The sequence below is a fragment of the Micromonospora sp. NPDC051296 genome, from assembly GCF_040682255.1.
Classification (GTDB): domain Bacteria; phylum Actinomycetota; class Actinomycetes; order Mycobacteriales; family Micromonosporaceae; genus Micromonospora; species Micromonospora craterilacus.
This window is the reverse complement of sequence record NZ_JBFBAO010000517.1, coordinates 1-3849: the sequence shown is the minus strand read 5'-3', so window position 1 is coordinate 3849 and position 3849 is coordinate 1. Positions and strand designations below refer to the sequence as shown.

2 protein-coding genes are annotated in these 3849 nt (G+C 72.5%); both read left to right on the top strand.

The features are described 5' to 3' along the window. Nucleotides 1–3656, top strand: a 3656-nt coding sequence (locus AB0M52_RS32120; RefSeq protein WP_363961474.1) for an amino acid adenylation domain-containing protein, incomplete at its 5' end; no start/stop codon positions are given. Continuing rightward, nucleotides 3653–3849 (top strand): condensation domain-containing protein (locus AB0M52_RS32115; RefSeq protein WP_363961472.1); only part of this gene is annotated, 197 nt, incomplete at its 3' end. The genes AB0M52_RS32120 and AB0M52_RS32115, both read left to right, overlap by 4 nt.

Below are 3849 nucleotides of genomic sequence, written 5' to 3'. Positions count from 1 at the left end.
CGTTCGAGCGGCTGGTCGAGGTGGTGAGTCCGCAGCGGTCGCTGGCGCGGCATCCGCTGTTCCAGGTGATGCTCGCGTACGACAACACCGACCCGCGGGCCATGCTCGCCCAGGTCGGCGACCTACCCGACCTCACCCTGGCGGCCGACGCGATCGGCACTGGCACCGCCAAGTTCGACCTGCACCTTGGCATCGAGGAGCAGTGGGGAGCGGACGGCACGCCGGCCGGCCTGGTCGGCGCCCTCGACTACGCGATGGACCTGTTCGACCGGGCCACCGCCGAGGCGATGGTGGCCCGGTTCGAGCGGGTGCTGCGCGCCGTGGTCGCCGACGCCGGGTGCCGGATCAGCGAGCTGCCGCTGCTGGGCGACGCGGAACGGCACACGCTGCTGTACGAGTTCAACGACACCGCGGCCGACTACCCGGACACCACGCTGCCCGCATTGCTTGCTAAGCAGGCCGTCGAGTCCGGCGCGCACCCCGCGGTTGTGTTCGAGTCCGACGCCGTCTCCTACGCCGAGCTGCACCGGCGGGTGCACCGACTGGCCCGACACCTGATCGGCCGCGGCGTCGGACCGGAGAGCGTCGTGGCGGTCGCCCTGCCGCGCTCCGCCGAGCTCGTCGTCGCGCTGCACGCCGTGCTCGCGGCCGGCGCCGCCTACATGCCGGTGGACCTCAGCTACCCCGTGGAGCGGGTGCGGTTCATGCTCGACGACGGCGGGGCGGCACTGGTGCTGACCAATACGGCGGTGGCGGGGACTATGCCATCGGCCGGCGTGCCGGTAGTGGCGATCGACGACCCCGCGATCCAGGTCGAGCTCCGGGCGCTGGCGGACACGGCGGTGAACGACCGGGAGCGTCTGCGCCGGCTGCGGCCGGAACATCCCGCGTACGTCATATACACCTCCGGCTCGACCGGCCAGCCCAAGGGCGTCCAGGTCTCGCACCGGGCCATCGTGAACCGGCTGCTGTGGATGCAGCGCGAGTACCGCCTCGACGCCACCGACCGGGTGCTCCAGAAGACCCCGGCTGGATTCGACGTCTCGGTCTGGGAATTCTTCTGGCCGCTGCTCGCCGGCGCCACCCTGGTGGTGGCCCGGCCCGAGGGGCACAAGGACCCGGCGTACCTGGCGGGCCTCATCGAGGCGGAGCAGGTCACCACCGTGCACTTCGTGCCATCCATGCTGGACGCTTACCTGACCCCCGCGAGCGCGGCCAAAAGCACCGGGCTGCGCCGGGTGATCTATAGCGGCGAGGCCCTGCCGCGCTCGCTTCAGCAGCGCTTCCATTCCCTGCTGGCAGTGCCGCTACACAACCTGTACGGGCCGACCGAGGCGGCGGTCGACGTAACCGCCTGGCCATGCCGTCCGGACGCTGGCCCCGGCTCGGTGCCGATCGGCAAGCCCATCGACAACATTCGCCTGTACGTGCTGGACGCCGCGCTGCGGCCGGCCCCGGTCGGCGTGGTCGGCGAACTGTTCCTGGCCGGGGTCGGCCTGGCCCGTGGCTACCTCGGGCGGTCCGCGCTGACCGCCGGCCGGTTCGTCGCCAACCCGTTCGGTCCGCCTGGCGAGCGCATGTACCGCACCGGCGACCTGTGCCGTTGGCTGCCGGACGGCTCGGTCGAATACCTCGGCCGCACCGACGACCAGGTGAAGATCCGCGGCTTCCGGATCGAACTCGGCGAGGTGCAGGCCGTGGTCGAGGCGCAGCCCGGCGTGGCCCGGTGCGTCGTGGTGGTCCGGGAGGACCGGCCGGGGGACAAACGGCTGGTCGCATACGTCGTCCCTGGCCCCGAGGGGGTCGAGCCGGCCGACCTGCGTACCCTCGTCGCCGCCCGGCTACCGGACTACCTGGTGCCCGCCGCGGTCGTGCTCCTCGCCGAGGTGCCGCTCAGCCCGAACGGCAAGCTCGACCGTAGAGCTCTGCCCGCGCCGGCCGCGCCCACCGGTGCCGGCCGGCCGCCGGCCAACGAGCGGGAACGCAACCTCTGCGCGCTGTTCGAGGAGGTTCTCGGCGTCACCGAGGTCGGTGCCACAGACGGCTTCTTCGACCTCGGCGGCGACAGCATCCTCTCCATCCAGCTGGTCACCCGGGCGCGGGGCGCCGGTTTGGTCTTCACGGCTCGCGATGTCTTCGAGCAGCAGACCGCCGCCGGCTTGGCCGCGGTGGCGACCGACGCCGTGACCGGCGAGGCGGAGCCGGCGGGTTCGGCCGTCGGAGAGGTGCCGCTCACCCCGATTGTCTCCTGGCTGGCCACGACAGGCGGCGTGATCACACCGTTCAGCCAGTTCGCGGTGGTGCGGGTGCCGGCCGGACTGCCGGAGTCCACGCTGGTGGCGGGGCTGCAGGCGCTGCTCGACCGCCACGACGCGCTGCGGATGCGGCTGCACGACGGCGATCCCGGCGGGTGGCGGCTGCACATCCTGCCGGCCGGCGCGGTGCGGGCCGCGAACCTGGTGTCGCGAGTGGAGTGCACGGATGTCGACGAGACCACGGTGGCCGAGCACGTCAGTCTCGCGCGGCGACGACTGGACCCGGCCGCGGGGGTCATGCTCCAGGCGGTCTGGTTCGACCGCCGCGATGCCCCCGGCCGGCTGCTGCTGGTCGCCCACCACCTGGTGGTGGACGGGGTGTCCTGGCGGATCCTGCTGCCCGACCTGGCCACCGCCTGCCGTGGCGGCGACCTGGCACCGGTCGGCACCTCCCTGCGCTGGTGGGCACGGCGCTGGACGGAACAGGCACAGGCGCCCCGGCACCTGGCCCAGCTGACCCGGTGGCAGCGGATCGCTGCGGCTGCCGACCCGCCGATCGGAAGCCGGCGGGTCGGCACGGCTGACACCTACGCTGCCGCCGACCGGCTCACCGTCATCGTGGATGCCGAGCTGACCCGCTCGGTGCTCACCCGGCTGCCGGCCGAGCTGCGGGCCGGGGTGGATGAAGTACTGCTCGCCGCCCTGACCATCGCCGTGCACCGGTGGCGGCGCGACCGCGGCGACGGCCAGCGTGGGCTGCTGGTTGACATCGAGGGCCACGGCCGGCACGACCACTTGGTACCTGGCGCCGACCTGTCCCGCACCGTCGGCTGGTTCACCACCCTCTACCCGCTGTACCTGGACTGCGCGGGCGTCGACCCGGCCGCCTGCCGGGCCGGCGACCGCGGGTTGAACCGACTCGTCGACCACGTGAAGCGGGAGCTGCGCGCGACGCCGGACGGTGGCGCCGGCTACGGCCTGCTGCGCTGGACCAACCCCCGCACCAGGGACCTGCTGGCCCGGCCGCCCGCCGAGATCGGGTTCAACTACCTCGGCCGGTTCGCCGCGACCGACGCCGACTGGGGTCTCGACGCCGCGGCCGCAGGCCACGCCGGCCCGGACCACGACCAGCCGCTGCCGCACACCGTGGACATCGACACGGCAGCGGTGGACGAGGGCGGCATCACCACCCTGCACACCACGTTCACGTACGCCGCCGCGCTGCTCACCGATACCGATGTGCGGCGACTGGCCGAGCACTGGCGGCAGGCGCTGCGTGCCCTGCACGACCACGCGCAGGCGCCCGGCACGGCCGCACTAACCCCGGCCGACGTCCCGCTGGCCGCCCTGAGTCAGACCGACCTGGATCTATTGCACTCGGAGCTGGAGACCTTCGGATGACCGCCAAGCAATCACCGATCGAGGATGTCCTGCCGCTGTCGCCGTTGCAGGAGGGCCTGCTCTTTCACCACGTCTACGACGAGGGCGGGGTCGACGTCTACACCGTGCAGCTTGTGGTGGATCTTGAGGGTGTGGTGGATCCGGAGGGGTTGCGGTCGGCGGCGCAGGCGTTGTTGGAGCGGTATCCGAATCT